This window comes from Roseibium marinum, assembly GCF_002906165.1.
GTDB lineage: Bacteria > Pseudomonadota > Alphaproteobacteria > Rhizobiales > Stappiaceae > Roseibium > Roseibium marinum.
This window is the reverse complement of sequence record NZ_PPCN01000008.1, coordinates 166,664-182,505: the sequence shown is the minus strand read 5'-3', so window position 1 is coordinate 182,505 and position 15,842 is coordinate 166,664. Positions and strand designations below refer to the sequence as shown.

Below are 15,842 nucleotides of genomic sequence, written 5' to 3'. Positions count from 1 at the left end.
GGTTTCAGAGAAGCGCTCTGAGGTCGTCGATGCGATCGTTGACCAGCCAGCCGTAATAATTCTCGCGCGGCCATGTCTGGCCGGAGCGGCGGAACTTCGCCGCCCGGCTCCACGGATCGCCGAGATTATAGAGGGTCGCGGTGAGGCCGGGATTGTTGGATATATCGACCTTGCCGACGGATTTGTAAGCGGCGATGGAATCCTGAATGATGGCGGCCATATAGTGGAGCGAAATGTTCGGATCCATCGTGGCCTTGTAAACGCTTTCCGCATTTGTGGCTTGCAGCTTGCGGAAATTGCTTTGCCGGGCCACACGGTCGGTCATTTTCAGAACGGTCAGCGGGCTGAGCTGCCCCAGCCCGAAACTCTGACCGGCAAAGAGCGGCTGGAAGAAGGCTTCGTTGAAATTCTTCTTCGGGTAGCGGACGCCTTCGACGGACCTGCCGCGGAACTTGCTGTTCCAGACATTCTCGTAACAAGACCAGCGGCGATCGCTGCTTTCCTGAATGTGGGCCTTGCGGCAACGGTCGAACTGGGGGCGTTCGACGAAGGTCTCGACATGTTCGCCGTTGATTTCGAAATTTATGCGCACACCGGCATAGGCGAGCGCCTTGACGTAGTAGGACTGAGCGCTGTCGAGGGTGTCGTAATTATAGGTGTGTTCGCCAACGATGGCGCCGATAATGTGGATCGGATCGATGCCGTAGCGTGAGGCTACCCGTTTGATGGACGAAATCAGGCCGCGGTCGCGCTTCAGAACGCCCAGCACTTTTTCGAACTTGGCGTCATAGGAGGACCTGGATGCCGCAGTCCGGCGCGACGAGGCGTAGGGTATGTTCGGCTGGGACCTGATCCGGTTGCCCTCCGGAACCATGCGGACCGACTGGGCCATTGCCGGCTGGCTGGCGGGGAAGAGCGGAACGGCGGGATTGACAAGCAGAGCAACAGCCAGGCATCCCGCGCCAAGCAGCGAGCTAAGTCTGAACGAACCTGTGTTCCTGCACATTGTGATCATTCTGCGCCTGGTATTGTTGTTAAATATGCGCGGGCAAGCAGATCCTGCGCTATCCGACCGTAGCGGTTTCACATAGTCCGCAAAATGCGACAGTAAATAACTCATCCTGCAAAAAGCCCCCAGAAAGAAACACTACGGCATCCCAGATGCAACTGGTTCCTTCCCTTAAGTGCTCGCCATCAACAAAGAAGTGACGCCGGTCACAGGGGTTTCGTTTGGCGGCGTTATTGCGAAACCTTTCCGGAAAGGCGGGCCGGACCCATCCGCAGCCGGACCTCTTTGGGCACTCCAAGGAAGTCGTTGAAGGCCCTGTGCTGGCGCAGACCGCAGAGTTCCCTTTGAATGATGACATGCCACAGGGCTTCCCCGGCCAGCGCGACAAGGCGCTCCCGTTCGCCCGGTAGCAGGCCGGGCGTGCCGTCCGCGGTCTTCAGGTCTGAAAGTGCTTTTTCCAGTTTTCCGGTCAACCGGGAAAGCGTCGAGGCCTTTTCACCCAGTATTTCCTGTTCCAGCGCCGCGGAAAGCGGGTCCTTTTCGGTATTGCGGCTGAAGACTTGCGGCGGACGCACGGCCATGATCGGTTCCCGGCAACTGGTTCGAACCGGCGGTGAAAGGCTCCAAAACACTTCACCCGCCTCGTTCAGGAGGAATTCCGTTCAATATATGATCATTTCAAATCAGATAAAATGCGCCGGGCAAGTAATTGCTGCAAGGACGCGTCAATTTTCGCGGCGTCATGTTTTCTTCGATTTCGCGATGCAGTATACTCTGGGAAGTCACAGTTTGGCCGCGAACGCATCAGGCGCCGGAAATGGGCGCCGGCAGGATCGGCGTTGGCCCGATGATGTTCGGGTTGTCCGAGTGGCGTTTTATCGACTTACGCTCTAATTTCATGCTCCAAAGTTTAGGCAGTGCCATGAGCGATATTGGCTTGAAACCGAAACTGCAGCAGAAGACCAAGGTTGAGAAACCGAAGCTGTACAAGGTCATTCTGCTGAACGACGACTACACACCGCGTGAATTCGTGGTGCTCATCCTGAAAGCGGAGTTCCGTCTGGACATGGCCCAGGCGGAGGTCGTCATGCTGACCGCGCATCAGAAGGGTGCCTGCGTCGTTTCCGTCTATCCGAAGGATGTCGCGGAGACCAAGACCACCCGGGCCATCGATGCGGCCAGCAAGCTCGGCTATCCACTGCAATTATCGGTCGAGCCGGAATAGGCCGGCGGGTCTCATCTCCCTTTATGGTCCGTGATCTAAGCATGTCGCGTTAAATTGAATTCAGTAAATCGCCCGAACGCCTTCGCAACGCAAACGCTGCTTCCGGCGTCTTCCTGAAACCATGAATCCGCTTAAACGCGACAGGCTATAAAGAAAAGCCCCGGCGCAAGGCCGGGGCGGATCATTTCAGGCGCGGGATGGATAATGGATCAGTCGCGCAGCTTGACGATCTTCTTGTCGTCGCCGCCGGACGGGGTGTCGTCATCCGGTCCCTCATCGTCATCAAGATCGATCGGGTCGAGTTCCGTCGGCAGCGGCTCGGTGATGCCGAGTTCCGCGATCGGGTCGTAGCTCTCGGTCAGGCCCAGCTCTTCGGCCGGTCCCTTGCCTTCCATGGCCATCTGGTAGTTGGTGATGACCGATTTGAGCTGAACGATCTGCTCGTTGGCGGTGTCCACCTGGATCTTGTAGCGCTGCAGGCGTTTGTTTTCCTCGATCAGGTCTTCCAGATTGTCTGCGAATTTCTGGTTCTGATTGCGCTGGTGGTTGAGGTCCGTGAGGGCCGAATTGTAGCGCAGGTTGAGTTCCCGCAGCTTGGCGGAGGTCGCCATCAGTTCGTTGCGGTCTTTTTCGTGGTTCTTCTGGGCGCTGTCGAGAAGATGCTCGATTTCCTGCATGCGCTTGAGGAGATCGCGGTTACGCTCCTTGAGCGTGGAGTTCTCGCGGGCCATCTCCTGCAGCGACTGTGCGCCGATGCGGCGCTGGGAAGAGAGGTTCTCGATTTCCGCATTCAGCGCATAGACCTCGTTGTCATGCTTGCGCTGTTCTTCCTCGAGCCGGGATTTGGCGTAGACCAGTTCCTGATTGGCGACGTCGAGATGGGATTTCAGGTCGATATTGTCGTTGCGGAATTCGCCCAGCTCGCGCTTGGAGGCTTCAAACTCGCTGGTGACCAGATTGTTCTTGCGGATCTCGTCTTCCAGCAGCTTGGCGCTTTCGGACAGGTTCTGCTGCAGTTCCTTTTCCCGGTGCCTGACCGCTTCCAGGTCGGAACCGATATTTTCGGCATGTTTGTCCAGCGTCTCGAATTTGGCTTTCAGGTCATTGAGCTCGCCGCCGAGATCGGCGACCAGTGAATTGGCCTCCACCAGCTTGGCGCTCTGCAGCCGGTATTCGTCGTTGATCTTCTTGTTGTTGTCGCGGATCGAGACGATGTCATTGCGGGCGGTTTCCAGCGCCGTGCGGGTCTCGGTGGTGCGTTTGCGCAGGGAATGGACTTCCGCCTGCGCATCTTCCAGTTGGGTGGTGAGTGTCCTCACCTTGTGCTCGGCGTCCAGAAGGTCGGTCGAGATCTTGGCATTTTGCGACTTCAAGCGGACTTCGGTCTCGACACTGGCGCGCGAGGATTCCAGAAATTCCGACATCAGGCGGATCGAGGTCTGGCTTTCAGCGGCAAAGGCAGCCATCTGGTCGAATGTCTGGTTGAGCCCGCCGACCCGGGATTTCAACCCGTCCAGCTGGTTCATCTTTTCCTGCATCTTCAGAGCGAAAGGCGAAAGATGCTCGACATTGCTTCTGTCCGGAAGCACAGCGTCTTCCTGCATTTCGACGCTTGGCGCCCCGCTCTCAGCCTGCCGCTCCTGCTCTTCGCCGGGGCGGGAGGATTTCGAGAAAATGCCCATTCCTGTCTCCTGAACTTCCACACCGGCGCTTGTCCGGCGATAGATACGCAATACTTTAACTCTTTCTTAACCCAAAAGTCCCGGGTGTTACAACGACTCACGCAAACCACACTGCAGAATACAACGCCAAGTGTTACCTCAAAAAGACAGATTCCTCCGCATTATTCAGGGTTTTTGAGCCTATGGTTAACCGCGGGGCGGCCATTTACGCCTGCGGGTCAGTTCCCCATCTCGTCAATCGTCCAGCTGAGCGGCCAGCCCTCGGGCGGACCCGTGACGCCGTCGCAGGCGGATTTTTCCCGATATTCGATGAGGATGTAGTCGCCGGATTCGGCTTCCATCTCGTGGCGCTCGAAGGCGCCGCAGTCATAACCGGGGCCGTAATAGGTGGTGCCGGTGACCTGGCCGGTGGACGGGTCGTAGAAGAGATTGTTGACCAGCGCGTGATTGGGCTGGTTGAAGCCGGGCGGCGTTTCGAACTCCTTCCACTCGTCGAGCGACGGGTTGAAGGGAATGTGGATGGCGAGAAAATAGGGCACGTTGGCGTCCGCCATCTGGCAGGGGACGACCCAGCTCTCCACATCGCCTTCAGCGAAATATTGCGCGCCGAAGGCGGGCACAGTCTCGTCGAGCTGACAGTCGAGCGTGCGTATGCCCATCATCTGTATGTCATCCGGAATCTCGGAGACCGCATAAACAAGACCCTGGGCACCGCGATCGATGCTGCTGTTGTTTGTCTCCTGAGAGGGCATGACAGGCGGTGGCAGGTCCGATTGGGATCCGCTCGGCGCCGGGGCTGCAGACGCGGCGACAGATTTCGGCGCTTCCGGCTGCGTGGCCGGTGCGGCGGCGATCAGCGTCTCCGCATCCGCAGGGAGCCCGCCCCAGGCGACAATGGCGTCCGTCCTGCCGATGCGTCCCTGTTCCCGGTCGATCCGCAACAGCGCGTGGGTGAGGCCGGTGAGCGACACGCGGTAGGTGAGCGTGTCCGCCGGGCCGCCATACTGGATCTGGATGACAGCGTTCATGCCGAGGCGGAGATTTTCCATCAGGTCCCGGTCGGCGTCTCCGCCGAAGGTCATCTCGTTGCCGGTATAGATCTTCTCGGCAAGGCCGAAGAAGCCGTAGTTCTCCTCCTCGCCCTCCACCTCGATCCGCGCCCGCATGCCGACTTCAAGTTTCGTCGCCGGCCTGAGAGTGACGAACACCTGCGAATCCGGTTTGGCCCCGCGCTCCACCTTCAGCCTGAAGGCCTCGCCATTGGACCCGGTGCCCTGGGTGTCCGCGATGCAGTAGATCTTGTCGTTGCAGCGGACCGACCAGTCGCCATAGGTGGTATCGGCCAGTTCCGCCGAAGCGGAGCCAATGAAAAGAACCGTAAACAACGCCACACAAAAATCCGAAACACAGCGTCTCATGCGCAGACCATCTCCCAAGATTGCCGGACTGCATCCGACTTCGCCTTTCCCTCGCACCGCGGAAGTTCCCATAGAGGGATATTCACGGCACATGCCGGGCCACAATGACGCCGGGGCAGAAGATGTCAATCTGGATGGGAGCTGGAACGAACGGCTCAGCTGGCCGTTTACCCGGTAACACCGGGTGAACCGGCACGCAGCCAAGAGGAAGCATCATGACATCGAGACATTTGCGTAATTCAACCGCGCTGGCCGCGGTGCTGGCGTTTGGCTTGCAGATCCCGGCGAATGTGAGCTACGCGCAGGACACCGCCGTGGACTGCGCCGCCAATCCGGAGGCGTGCGTGGACGGCAAAGCCGTTGACGGTGGGGAGAACGCAGTTCCCGACGGAGGGGAAGCGGCAGGGGAAGTCGCACCCGAGGCGGTGACGCCCGAGGTAGTGATGCCCGAGGTTCAGGCGCCTGCGGAGACACCCGTCGAAGCGCCCGCCGAGGCAACACCCGCTCCAAAAGAAGCTCCGGCAGAAGCCGCTCCGGCGGAACAAGGGACCGCGGAAGATGTGCCCGCCGCCAAATCCGCGGAGGAAGCTGCCCCTGCCGCCGAACCCGCCCCCGAGCCAGCACCGGAAGTAAAGACACCGACCGACAAACCCGCCGAAGAACCGGCGGCCGCGCAGCCCGCAGCCCAGGACAGCGTGCCGGTGGAAGCGGTGCCCGGCGGGGAAGTTGCTCCGGCGGCCGAAGACACTCCGGAGGCAACCCCTCCGGTTGAAAAGCCCGCTGCGGCGGCGCCCGCCGCGGATGAAGCCACTCCGGCCGGAGAACCGGTGAAAGAAGAAGTCCCCGCGGAAGAAACCGTGCCGGCGGAAAAGCCGTCACAGGACCAGCCGCAAGAGGCGCAGCCATCCCTAAAGCCGGCTGTGGAAACCGAGCCCGCCGCCGAAGCCCCGGCCAAGGACACCTCCGCGCAAGAAGCTCCGCTGCAGGAAACGCAGACGAAGGAAACGCCGGCCGAAGCGACGCAGTCCAAGGGTGCGCGGACGGGCCGTCTGCCGGCCGGGGAGGCGACCGCGGAACCGGGCGAACCGATCAAGGCGCAGGCCTCCGGAAGCCCGGAAGAGCCGGCTGCCGTGGTTTCGGACGATGTCACCGACAATCAGCGTGCACAGAACAAGGAGCGCGAGGAGCGCCGCCGGGACAAGGCGCGCGACCGCCGCCTGGAACTGCTGGGCGCCGCCGCCGTCGGTGCGGGCATCGGCATGCTGATCCCCGCGCTTGGCGGCAAGGTTGTGGAAGACCAGGGCGACCGGATCATCGTCGAACGCGACGGTGACTATTACGTGCGCAAGGACGAGAGCAGCCTGCTGCGCTACGGCGATGCGGAGGTGCATGCCGAGCGGCTGCGCGGCGGACGTACGCGCGAGACGGTCACGCGCCGCAACGGTGTGCGCATTGTCACCATCCGCGACGAGGGCGGATTTATTCTCTACCGCTCGCGGATCTTGCCGGACGGACGGGAATATGTGCTGGTCGACAACCGCCAGGAGGATCGTCTCCGCCGGAACTACGATCGCGACCTGCCGCCGGTCCGGGTCGGCATCCCGCGCGAGCGCTATATCGTGCCCGCCGGCCGCGCCAGCTATGATGATATCTACGACACCTTCGCGGCTCCGCCGGTGGAGGAGGTCGAACAGGCCTATACATTGCGCGAGGTCCGCGAGAGCGAACGCCTGCGCGACAAGATGCGCCGCGTCGATCTCGACACCGTCACCTTCGAAACCGGCAGCGCCGTTGTGCGCCAGAGCCAGGTGCCGCTCCTGCAGGACCTCGCCCGCGCCTCCGCCGCGCTGATCGAGGAAGACCCGACGACCGTTCTCCTGATCGAAGGCCATACCGACGCGGTCGGCTCCGAGGTTTCCAACCTTGCCCTGTCGGACCGGCGCGCGGAAACCGTCGCCCGCATTCTCGCGGAGCTCTACGACGTTCCGCCGGAAAACATGGTTGTCCAGGGCTATGGCGAGTCCTATCTCAAGATCGACACCCAGGGCTCCGAAGAACGCAACCGCCGCGTCACCCTGCGCAACATCACCCCTCTGCTGAGCACAGGCGCGCGGTAGGGGGATTGCAAGGGGCTTCGGAGCCACCCGCCCCCCTGTGGTCATCCCCGACTCGACCGGGGATCCATTGGTTTCCAGAGCGGTTGGGAAATAGACGGCGGTTGCCACGATGGCGGTGCCCCATCTGCACCAGCAACGTGTGGCGAGGTGGATTGGATCCCCGCTCAAGGCGGGGATGACCGATGGTCGGGGTGTGAATCCGAGACCAAAAATTTCCGGTCTTTGCGGAGTTCGTCCGGCTCAAATTCCTCGATTTCCGGCGGACAAGACACGCCGGACCGCTCCTCCTCTCTGTGGTCATCCCCGGCTCGACCGGGGATCCATTGGTTTCCAGAGCGGTTGGGAAATGCACAGCGGTTGCCACGAATGTAGGGAGCCTTGCGTACCAGCGCCGAGTGGCGCGGTGGATTGGATCCCCGCGCAAGGCGGGGATGATCTGCCGTGGGGAGGAGAATCCGAGACCAAAAACTTCCAATATTTCCAGAGCTCGACCGGCCTAAATTGTTCAAATTACCGATAGAAGAAGCAGTCTGGACCGCTCCTCCTCCCTGTGGTCATCCCCGGCCCGACCGGGGATCCATTGGTTTCCAGAGCGGTTGGGAAATAGACGGCGGTTGCCACGAATGTAGGGAGCCTTGCGTACCAGCGCCGAGTGGCGCGGTGGATTGGATCCCCGCGCAAGGCGGGGATGACCGACTGTGGGGAAGGGGAGCCGGGACCTGAAACTTTCGATCCTCCTGGAGTTCGCGCGGCCCGGTTTCTTCGATTTCCCGGCGGACGAGGTTCACTGGGCTGCTCCTCCTCCCGGCGGTCATCCCCGGCAAGCGCAGCGCGACCGGGGATCCATTGGTTTCCAGAGCGGTTGGAGAAATGCTATGCGGAAGTCGCGATGGCAGTATTCTATCCGCACCAGCAGCGAGTGGCGAGGTGGATTGGATCCCCGGTCGAGCCGGGGATGACCACTTCTGGGGTGGGGGCGGTGCGTTGAAACAGCACGGTCCCTATGGACCTGGCCCAATAGTTTTCAGTGTGAACGGATGGTGCTTTCAGCTCGCGATCCTACCGGTTCAGATCCTCGTACAGGTCTCGCCACTGAGGGTTGAACGCCTCGATGGCCTGGATCTTCCACTCTCTCGACCAGCGTTTCAGCCGTTTCTCCCGGGCAATCGCGCTATCCGGGGTATCGTATGGCTCATAGTAAACCAGCTGCGTCGCGCCGTAGCGACGGGTGAAGCCGCTCGCGGTTTTCTCCCTGTGCTCGTAGACCCGGCGCGCCAGATCGTTGGTGACACCTGTGTAGAGCGTCCCCCGCTTGCGACTGGCCAGTATGTAGACGAAAAACGCCATGCCTCAATTTGGCTGGTCATGGGGGCTTGATCAAGTCCGGCGACGGCCTGAAACAGAGAAGTCCGGACCTTTCCTCCTTCTCGGTGGTCATCCCCGGCTCGACCGGGGATCCATTGGCTTCCAGAGCGGCTGGGAATTGGAATGCGGTTGCCACGATGGCGGTGCCCCATCTGCACCAGCAATGCGTGGCGAGGTGGATTGGATCCCCGCTCAAGGCGGGGATGACCGGTGGTCGGGGTGTGAATCCGAGATCTGAAACTTCCGGTCTTTGCGGAGTTCGTCCGGCTCAAATTCCTCGATTTCCGGCGGACAAGACACGCCGGACCGCTCCTCCTCTCTGTGGTCATCCCCGGCTCGACCGGGGATCCATTGGTTTCCAGAGAGATTGGGAAATGCACAGCGGTTGCCGCGATGGCAGTGCCCCATCTGCACCACAGCAACGTGTGGCGAGGTGGATTGGATCCCCGCTCAAGGCGGGGATGACCGGTGGTCGGGGTGTGAAGTCGAGATCTGAAACTTCCGGTCTTTGCGGAGTTCGTCCGGCTCAAATTCCTCGATTTCCGGCGGACAAGACACGCCGGACCGCTCCTCCTCCCGGCGGTCATCCCCGGCTCGACCGGGGATCCATTGGTTTCCAGAGAGATTGCGAAATGCACAGCGGTTGCCGCGATGGCAGTGTCCCATCCGAACCAGCAGCGAGTGGCGAGGTGGATTGGGTCCCCGGTCGAGCCGGGGATGACCGGCTGTGGGGAGGCGAAGCGGTGCTCCGTTTTCAGGGGACATCGCCGATCCGTATTGACAATTCGAACAGGGTCGGGCCACGTGGCCGCGCCTTAGCGGCACACAGGATTCCTTTCCCGGTCCGGGCAGAAAGCCCGCCGCCGGCCACCCGCCTCGACGACAATCCCTATCTGGAGTTGCCCCATGAGACTGACTGCCCCTTCCTTCATCGTCTTCCTGATTTCCCTCGTGCTTTTCGTCATCGCGGTCCTGCCGCTGGCCGGCATCGCCATTCCGAGCATCGGGGTCTCGACGCTGTGGCTCCTGATCGCGGCCTATGTGGTTCTGGCGGCCGGGGTGCTGTTCAAGGGGATCTGAGGACAAAAGCCGGTTTGACGAATGGGCTGTCCGGGAGACGGGCAGCCCATACAGGGAGCAGGCATCTGACCGGTTGATTTTTACCGGGATCATACCCCCAACCGTCATTCCGGACCAGTGAGGCGAAGCCGAGCGCCGATCCGGAATCCAGACATATTTCGCGCCCAAGGCGCGGCTTGCTTCCAAAAGCAGTCTTCCAAAGGATCCGGCGCTTGCATGCTCCATTCCGCCGCACCGGCCGAATTGATCGCAGTTCGTCTCCCGGGAGGACTATGAGCAGGAAAAGCCGTGGTGGCCAATATAGGTCAAGCCGTAGGCCTTTTCCTCAAAGTGGCTGCCGGCTTCCCTGTCGTCGATCCGCGTCGACTTTCCGGCGATGAACCGGCCCCAGTGGACAACCTCATGCAGCAGGGTCCGCTCGAAGTAGCTGGTGATGTCCGGGTCCCGTTCGATCCCGCTGGCCACATGCCGGTTCACGTAGACGAGGTTCTTGACCTCGGGATCGCATTCGCCGCTGTACATGCCTCCGATATATTTAATCGGATGGCCGGTCTTGCCGATGATGTTGACGATATTCACGCGCGGATAACGGCCGGCGGTGACCGCCTGGCGGGCGAGTTCAGCCGATTCAATGCACTCGACCAGCGCCGAGAACACTTTCGGGTCGCTTTTCTCCAGACCGATCAGCTTGTTCCGGATGATATCGGCGCAGACCGGAAATTCGCCGTCTTGAAAGAACATCATTCCACAGTCCTCCTTCGAGCCCCTGTATCGGATAGCAAACGGGAAGGTCCGTGGCTGTGAGCCCGGTCACAGATCGGCGGGTTGAGTAGAGGAGTTCGCTGCGCTCACGCTGATGTCTGGATTCCGGACCAGTAAGGCGAAGCCGAGCGCCGATCCGGAATCCAGACATCATTCGCGCCAAAGGCGCGGCCGGTTCCTATTGCCCCGGCCGCCCACTCTTCTTAGGCCGTCCTCTTTGCCTTTTTTGCTCGCCCGGGTCCTCATAGGAGCCCGCGCCGATCTTGTCACGCACCAGCGGTTTGACCGGGTCGTCGCCGCGCCCGAGCGGGACTTCCGTGCGGCCGACGGTCATTTCGTCCAGCGTGTTCTTGCGGACCTTCGCGGACGGGGCCGGCAGGGGGGCGGTGTTTTTGTTCTTTGCGGCGCGGGCCCGGTCGGCGGCGGTCTGCTTTTTCTTGCCGCTGGCGCCTTCCTTGGTGCCGCCGGCGCCGAATTTCCTGTCGCCCCGGAAGCCGCCGGATTTGTCGTCGATGGTGGACTGGCGGGCCATGGCGTCGTCGGCGACCGCCAGTTCGGTCTGCTGAAGGCGCTTGATCTCGTCGCGCAGGCGGGCGGCGGTCTCGAAGTCGAGGTCGGCGGCGGCGTCGCGCATCTTCTTTTCCAGGTCCTCGATATGGGACTTGAGATTGTGACCGACGAGATTGCCGTCCTCGGCGAAGCCGGCGTCCACGGTGACGTGGTCCTGCTCGTAGACGCTGTCGAGAATGTCGGCGATGTTGCTCTTGACGCTTTCCGGGGTGATGCCGTGCTCTTCGTTATAGGCGAGCTGCTTCTCGCGGCGGCGGTTGGTCTCGGCAATCGCCCGGTCCATGGAGCCGGTCATGCGGTCGGCATAGAGGATCACCTTGCCGTCGACGTTCCGCGCGGCGCGGCCGATGGTCTGGATCAGCGAGGTTTCCGAGCGCAGGAAGCCTTCCTTGTCGGCGTCGAGAATGGCGACCAGGGCGCATTCGGGAATGTCGAGGCCCTCGCGCAGCAGGTTGATGCCGACCAGGACGTCGAAGGCGCCGAGGCGCAGGTCGCGCAGGATCTCGATGCGCTCCAGGGTGTCGATGTCGGAATGCATGTAGCGCACGCGCACGCCGTTCTCGTGCAGATATTCGGTCAGATCCTCGGACATGCGCTTGGTGAGCGTGGTCACCAGCGTGCGGTAGCCCTTCAGCGCCACCTCGCGCACTTCGCCGAGAAGATCGTCCACCTGGCTGGTCGCCGGGCGGATTTCCACCGGCGGGTCGATCAGGCCGGTCGGGCGGATGACCTGTTCGGCGAAGACGCCGCCGGACTGGTCCATCTCCCAGGAACCGGGGGTGGCGGAGACCGCGACGGATTGCGGCCGCATGGCGTTCCATTCCTCGAAGCGCAGCGGCCGGTTGTCCATGCAGGAGGGCAGGCGGAAGCCGTATTCGGCCAGCGTAGCCTTGCGGCGGAAGTCGCCCCGGTACATGGCGCCGATCTGCGGAATGGTCACGTGGCTCTCGTCGGCGAAGACGAGGGCGTTGTCGGGCAGGTATTCGAACAGGGTGGGGGGCGGCTCGCCGGGCTTGCGGCCGGTGAGGTAGCGCGAATAGTTCTCGATGCCGGCGCAGGAGCCGGTGGCCTCCAGCATTTCCAGATCGAACACGGTGCGCTGTTCCAGCCGCTGCGCCTCCAGCAGACGGCCGTGGTGGTGCAGTTCCTCCAGCCGCTGCTTCAGCTCGGCCTTGATCAACCTGGTGGCCTGGTTCAGCGTCGGCTTGGGGGTGACATAGTGCGAGTTGGCGTAGACCTTGACGCTTTTCAACTCGCCGGATTTCTGGCCCGTCAGCGGGTCGAACTCGGTGATCGCCTCGATCTCGTCGCCGAACATGGAAATGCGCCAGGCGCGATCCTCATAGTGGGCCGGGAACAGCTCGATGGTGTCGCCGCGCACGCGGAAGGCGCCGCGCTGGAAGGCGGCGTCGTTGCGCTTGTACTGCAGCGCCACCAGATCGGCGATCAACTGGCGCTGGTCCATGCGCTCGCCGACCTCGATGGCGAAGGTCATGGCGGTGTAGGTCTCCACCGAGCCGATACCGTAGATGCAGGAGACCGAGGCGACGATGATGACGTCGTCGCGCTCCAGCAGCGAGCGGGTGGCGGAGTGGCGCATCCGGTCGATCTGCTCGTTGACCGAGCTTTCCTTCTCGATATAGGTGTCGGTGCGCGGCACGTAGGCTTCCGGCTGGTAGTAGTCGTAATAGGAGACGAAATACTCGACCGCGTTGTCCGGGAAGAAGGACTTGAACTCGCCGTAGAGCTGGGCGGCGAGGGTCTTGTTGGGGGCGAGGATCAGCGCCGGGCGCTGGGTGCGGGAAATCACCTGCGCCATGGTGTAGGTCTTGCCCGAGCCGGTGACGCCGAGGAGCACCTGGGTCTGTTCGCCGCCGCTGATACCCTCCACAAGCTCGGCGATGGCGGTCGGCTGATCGCCACGCGGCTCGTAGGCCGATTTCAGCACGATCGGTACGCCGCCTTCCGATTTCGCCGGCCGGTCCGGGCGGTGCGGCACCCACAATTCGCCGTTCTTGTGCAGCGGATTGCCGCTTTCGATCAGCGCGGACAGCGCCTCGACGGTCGCGGTCGCCCCCTGGTTTCCGGTCAGCTCGCCAAATTTGCTTTCCTTGTTCTTCTTCTTGTTGTCCTTGCGGTGCTCCTTGAGCTTCTTTTCAAGGCTTTCGGCCTCTTCCAGCGACATGTCGAGCCCGGCCACCGGATTCAGCCCGCCCGCCGCCCGCTCGCGGGCGCTGTCCGCCTTGCCGATGGAGGTGCCACGGGCCGATCTGGTGGTTTTTTCCTTCTTCGCACTCACGGGCGTTCGCGCTGGCGCGCTGTCGCGCTTGCCTCCGCTTTGCTTCTGAGATGCTTTTTCCTCGCGGGTCTCTTTCGGCGCCGGCCTGTCCGCTTCTTCGGCTATTTCCGCGGCCCAGTCACTCACGGAGCCGGAAAGAGGCGTGCCGGAGAGGGGCTTCTGCGGTGCTTCGCCGAAGCCTTCCGGGGAGATAGTGTCGTCGGAAAGGGTTTTGGTGGGGCGTTTGCTCATGCCCTGCAATATGGTCCGGTTGCGCCTGCGAGAAAAGGGGGCGGTTGCGGCTTTGTTCCGGAAATATCGACTTCCTGCCGGTCTCCTGACAGGAGGGTGTCAGGAAGCGCGGCGTTCAAACCGGAGCGCCGGGTGTGCGGGATAGCGATCTGCCGTTGGAGTGAGGGGGCTTTGCGCTCACTCCCCCCGTGGAAACCTCTGCCCCTCTTCCACCTCGTTCAGATCCATATGATTGCGCATGTAGCGTTCGGAGGCCTTTTGCAGGGGCTGGTAGTCCCAGGGGAAATAGGCGCCGTTGCGCAGGGCTTCGTAGACGATCCAGCGGCGGGCCTGGGACTGGCGGACTTCGGCGTCGTAGGCGGCCAGGTCCCATCGCCGGCCGGCCAGTTCCGCGAAGCGGACGGCGGTTTGCGCGTGAGCGGGATCGGCGGCGAGGTTGGTGAGCTCAAACGGGTCGTCGGCCAGGTTGAAGAGCTGCGGCGGGTCGAGTTCGCAGTGAATGTATTTCCAGTCGCCCTCGCGGATCCCGACCAGCGGCGCATAGGAGGCTTCGGCGGCGTATTCCATCAGCACGGGTTCGCCGCGCGGCGTTCCCTGAGCCAAGGGAACCAGGCTGATGCCGTCTGTCCAGGGCATGATCCCGCTCATGTCGATGCCGCCGAGGTCGCAGACCGTCGGCAATACGTCGAGCGTGCTGACGGGCGTTGCGATGCGCTGTGGCGCAAGGTCCCTGTCGGCGATCATCAGCGGCACACGGGACGAGCCTTCGAAGAAGGTCATCTTGAACCACAGGCCGCGCTCGCCGAGCATGTCGCCGTGATCGGAGACGAACAGGATCGTGGTGTCGTCGGCCAGGTGCATCGCCTCGAGCGCATGCAGGATCTCGCCGATCTTGTCGTCCAGATAGGAGATATTGGCGAAATAGGCGCGGCGGGACTTGCGGATGTCGTCTTCCGTGATGTTGAAACCGCGCCAGTCGTTGGCATCGAATATGCGCTTCGAATGGGGATCGTGATCTTCATACGCCATTGCCGGGATTTCCGGCAGCAAATGCTCGCAATCCTCGTAAAGGTCCCAGTATTTCCGGCGCGCCACGTAAGGATCGTGCGGGTGGGTGAAGCTGACCGTCAGGCAGAAGGGCCGGTCGTATTTGCCGCGGCCGTAATCGTGGATCTTGCGCACGGCCTGAAAGGCGACATCGTCGTCATATTCCATCTGGTTGGAAATCTCGGCGACGCCCGCGCCGGTGACCGAGCCCATGTTGTGGTACCACCAGTCGATGCGTTCGCCCGGCTTGCGGTAGTCGGGCGTCCAGCCGAAATCGGCCGGGTAGATGTCGGTGGTCAGGCGTTCCTCAAGGCCGTGCATCTGGTCCGGTCCGACGAAATGCATCTTGCCGGAGAGGCAGGTGGTGTAGCCGGCGCGGCGCAGGTGGTGGGCATAGGTCGGAATGTCGGAGGCGAATTCGGCGGCGTTGTCGTAAACGCCGGTCCGGCGCGGCAACTGGCCGGACATGAAACTGGCTCGGCCCGGCGCGCAGAGCGGCGAGGCGGTGTAGGTGTTTTCGAAGCGCACCGAGCGCTCCGCCAGTTTCTTCAGGTTGGGTGCGTGAAGAAATTCCGCCGGACCGTCGGGAAACAGCGTCCCGTTCAACTGGTCGACCATCAGGATCAGGATGTTCTTGCGGTCCATGGCTCGGCGTTCTCTCTCAGGTTCGGAAATCTGCGGTCTTCAGCACAGATTGGATGATGAGTTTTTTTTGATTGATCGATCAATCAAAATCGACACGGAGTTTGGGTTTTGCGGCGGAGCGGTGATCGGCGACAGGTTTTTCACCAACAGTCAGGGTTCCGTCCTGATAGTGAGCGAGGTCGTCCTTGCGGACAAGTGCGGCAAAGCTGCGCGCCGATCCGCAAAGCCGATATATTTCGCGCAACAGACGCGGCTCGCTCCGGATGGTTCGGTTTCGCCTCACTTCTTTGGAGTGATCGCGGAGGGGGTAATGTTTGCATCAGGGAAAAATAATTCTTGACCTGGAGTGCGCTCCAACTCGTAAGTCAGGGAAATCGTCCTGTTCGGAGACA

At 61.8% G+C, this 15,842-nt stretch carries 12 protein-coding genes; 3 read left to right on the top strand and 9 right to left on the bottom strand.

Annotation, left to right across the window (positions count from 1 at the left end):
* Nucleotides 1-4: 4 nt before the first annotated feature.
* Together CLV41_RS17935 and CLV41_RS17930 are read right to left on the bottom strand one after the other, a co-directional pair.
* Complete coding sequence (locus CLV41_RS17935; protein WP_103223912.1) at nucleotides 5-892, bottom strand: DUF1402 family protein; 888 nt, start codon at nucleotides 890-892, stop codon at nucleotides 5-7.
* A 347-nt stretch (nucleotides 893-1,239) separates the two neighbouring features.
* Complete coding sequence (locus tag CLV41_RS17930) at nucleotides 1,240-1,590, bottom strand: DUF6665 family protein (RefSeq protein ID WP_103223800.1); 351 nt, start codon at nucleotides 1,588-1,590, stop codon at nucleotides 1,240-1,242.
* 341 nt (nucleotides 1,591-1,931) lie between these two features.
* Here CLV41_RS17930 and clpS point away from each other — a divergent pair, with 341 nt between their 5' ends.
* Nucleotides 1,932-2,234 (top strand): ATP-dependent Clp protease adapter ClpS, encoded by a 303-nt coding sequence (gene clpS / locus CLV41_RS17925; protein ID WP_103223799.1) that lies wholly within the window; start codon nucleotides 1,932-1,934, stop codon nucleotides 2,232-2,234.
* Between the two features lie 209 nt (nucleotides 2,235-2,443).
* Here the strand turns inward: clpS and CLV41_RS17920 are convergent, their stop codons facing one another.
* Both CLV41_RS17920 and CLV41_RS17915 read right to left on the bottom strand, forming a co-directional pair.
* The gene (locus CLV41_RS17920; RefSeq protein WP_103223798.1) at nucleotides 2,444-3,916 is read right to left on the bottom strand and encodes a coiled-coil domain-containing protein; all 1,473 of its coding nucleotides are present in this window, start codon (nucleotides 3,914-3,916) and stop codon (nucleotides 2,444-2,446) included.
* A gap of 218 nt (nucleotides 3,917-4,134) precedes the next feature.
* The gene (locus tag CLV41_RS17915) at nucleotides 4,135-5,334 is read right to left on the bottom strand and encodes a DUF1176 domain-containing protein (protein ID WP_170107246.1); all 1,200 of its coding nucleotides are present in this window, start codon (nucleotides 5,332-5,334) and stop codon (nucleotides 4,135-4,137) included.
* A gap of 215 nt (nucleotides 5,335-5,549) precedes the next feature.
* Between CLV41_RS17915 and CLV41_RS17910 the strand changes: the two genes are divergently transcribed.
* Entirely contained in the window at nucleotides 5,550-7,451 is a 1,902-nt protein-coding gene (locus CLV41_RS17910; RefSeq protein WP_103223796.1) for an OmpA family protein, read from the top strand.
* A gap of 1,059 nt (nucleotides 7,452-8,510) precedes the next feature.
* Here CLV41_RS17910 and CLV41_RS17905 read toward each other — a convergent pair.
* On the bottom strand, nucleotides 8,511-8,798 hold the full coding sequence (locus CLV41_RS17905; RefSeq protein ID WP_103223795.1) for a GIY-YIG nuclease family protein: 288 nt from the start codon (nucleotides 8,796-8,798) through the stop codon (nucleotides 8,511-8,513).
* A 924-nt stretch (nucleotides 8,799-9,722) separates the two neighbouring features.
* On the opposite strand from CLV41_RS17905, the gene CLV41_RS27830 reads away from it, so the two are divergent.
* Nucleotides 9,723-9,896: a hypothetical protein gene (locus CLV41_RS27830; RefSeq protein ID WP_170107245.1), complete on the top strand. Its 174-nt coding sequence runs from the start codon at nucleotides 9,723-9,725 to the stop codon at nucleotides 9,894-9,896.
* A 270-nt stretch (nucleotides 9,897-10,166) separates the two neighbouring features.
* Here the strand turns inward: CLV41_RS27830 and CLV41_RS17900 are convergent, their stop codons facing one another.
* The 4 genes from CLV41_RS17900 to CLV41_RS27825 all read right to left on the bottom strand — a co-directional run bounded on the left by CLV41_RS17900 (nucleotide 10,167) and on the right by CLV41_RS27825 (nucleotide 15,694).
* Nucleotides 10,167-10,640, bottom strand: a complete 474-nt coding sequence (locus CLV41_RS17900) for a hypothetical protein (protein ID WP_103223794.1) — start codon at nucleotides 10,638-10,640, stop codon at nucleotides 10,167-10,169.
* A gap of 196 nt (nucleotides 10,641-10,836) precedes the next feature.
* The gene (gene uvrB / locus CLV41_RS17895) at nucleotides 10,837-13,758 is read right to left on the bottom strand and encodes an excinuclease ABC subunit UvrB (RefSeq protein ID WP_103223793.1); all 2,922 of its coding nucleotides are present in this window, start codon (nucleotides 13,756-13,758) and stop codon (nucleotides 10,837-10,839) included.
* A gap of 177 nt (nucleotides 13,759-13,935) precedes the next feature.
* Nucleotides 13,936-15,450 (bottom strand): choline-sulfatase, encoded by a 1,515-nt coding sequence (betC, locus tag CLV41_RS17890; protein WP_103223792.1) that lies wholly within the window; start codon nucleotides 15,448-15,450, stop codon nucleotides 13,936-13,938.
* 79 nt (nucleotides 15,451-15,529) lie between these two features.
* Nucleotides 15,530-15,694 carry a hypothetical protein gene (locus CLV41_RS27825; RefSeq protein ID WP_170107244.1) on the bottom strand — a complete coding sequence of 55 codons (165 nt, stop codon included), beginning with the start codon at nucleotides 15,692-15,694 and terminating at the stop codon, nucleotides 15,530-15,532.
* Nucleotides 15,695-15,842: the final 148 nt, after the last annotated feature.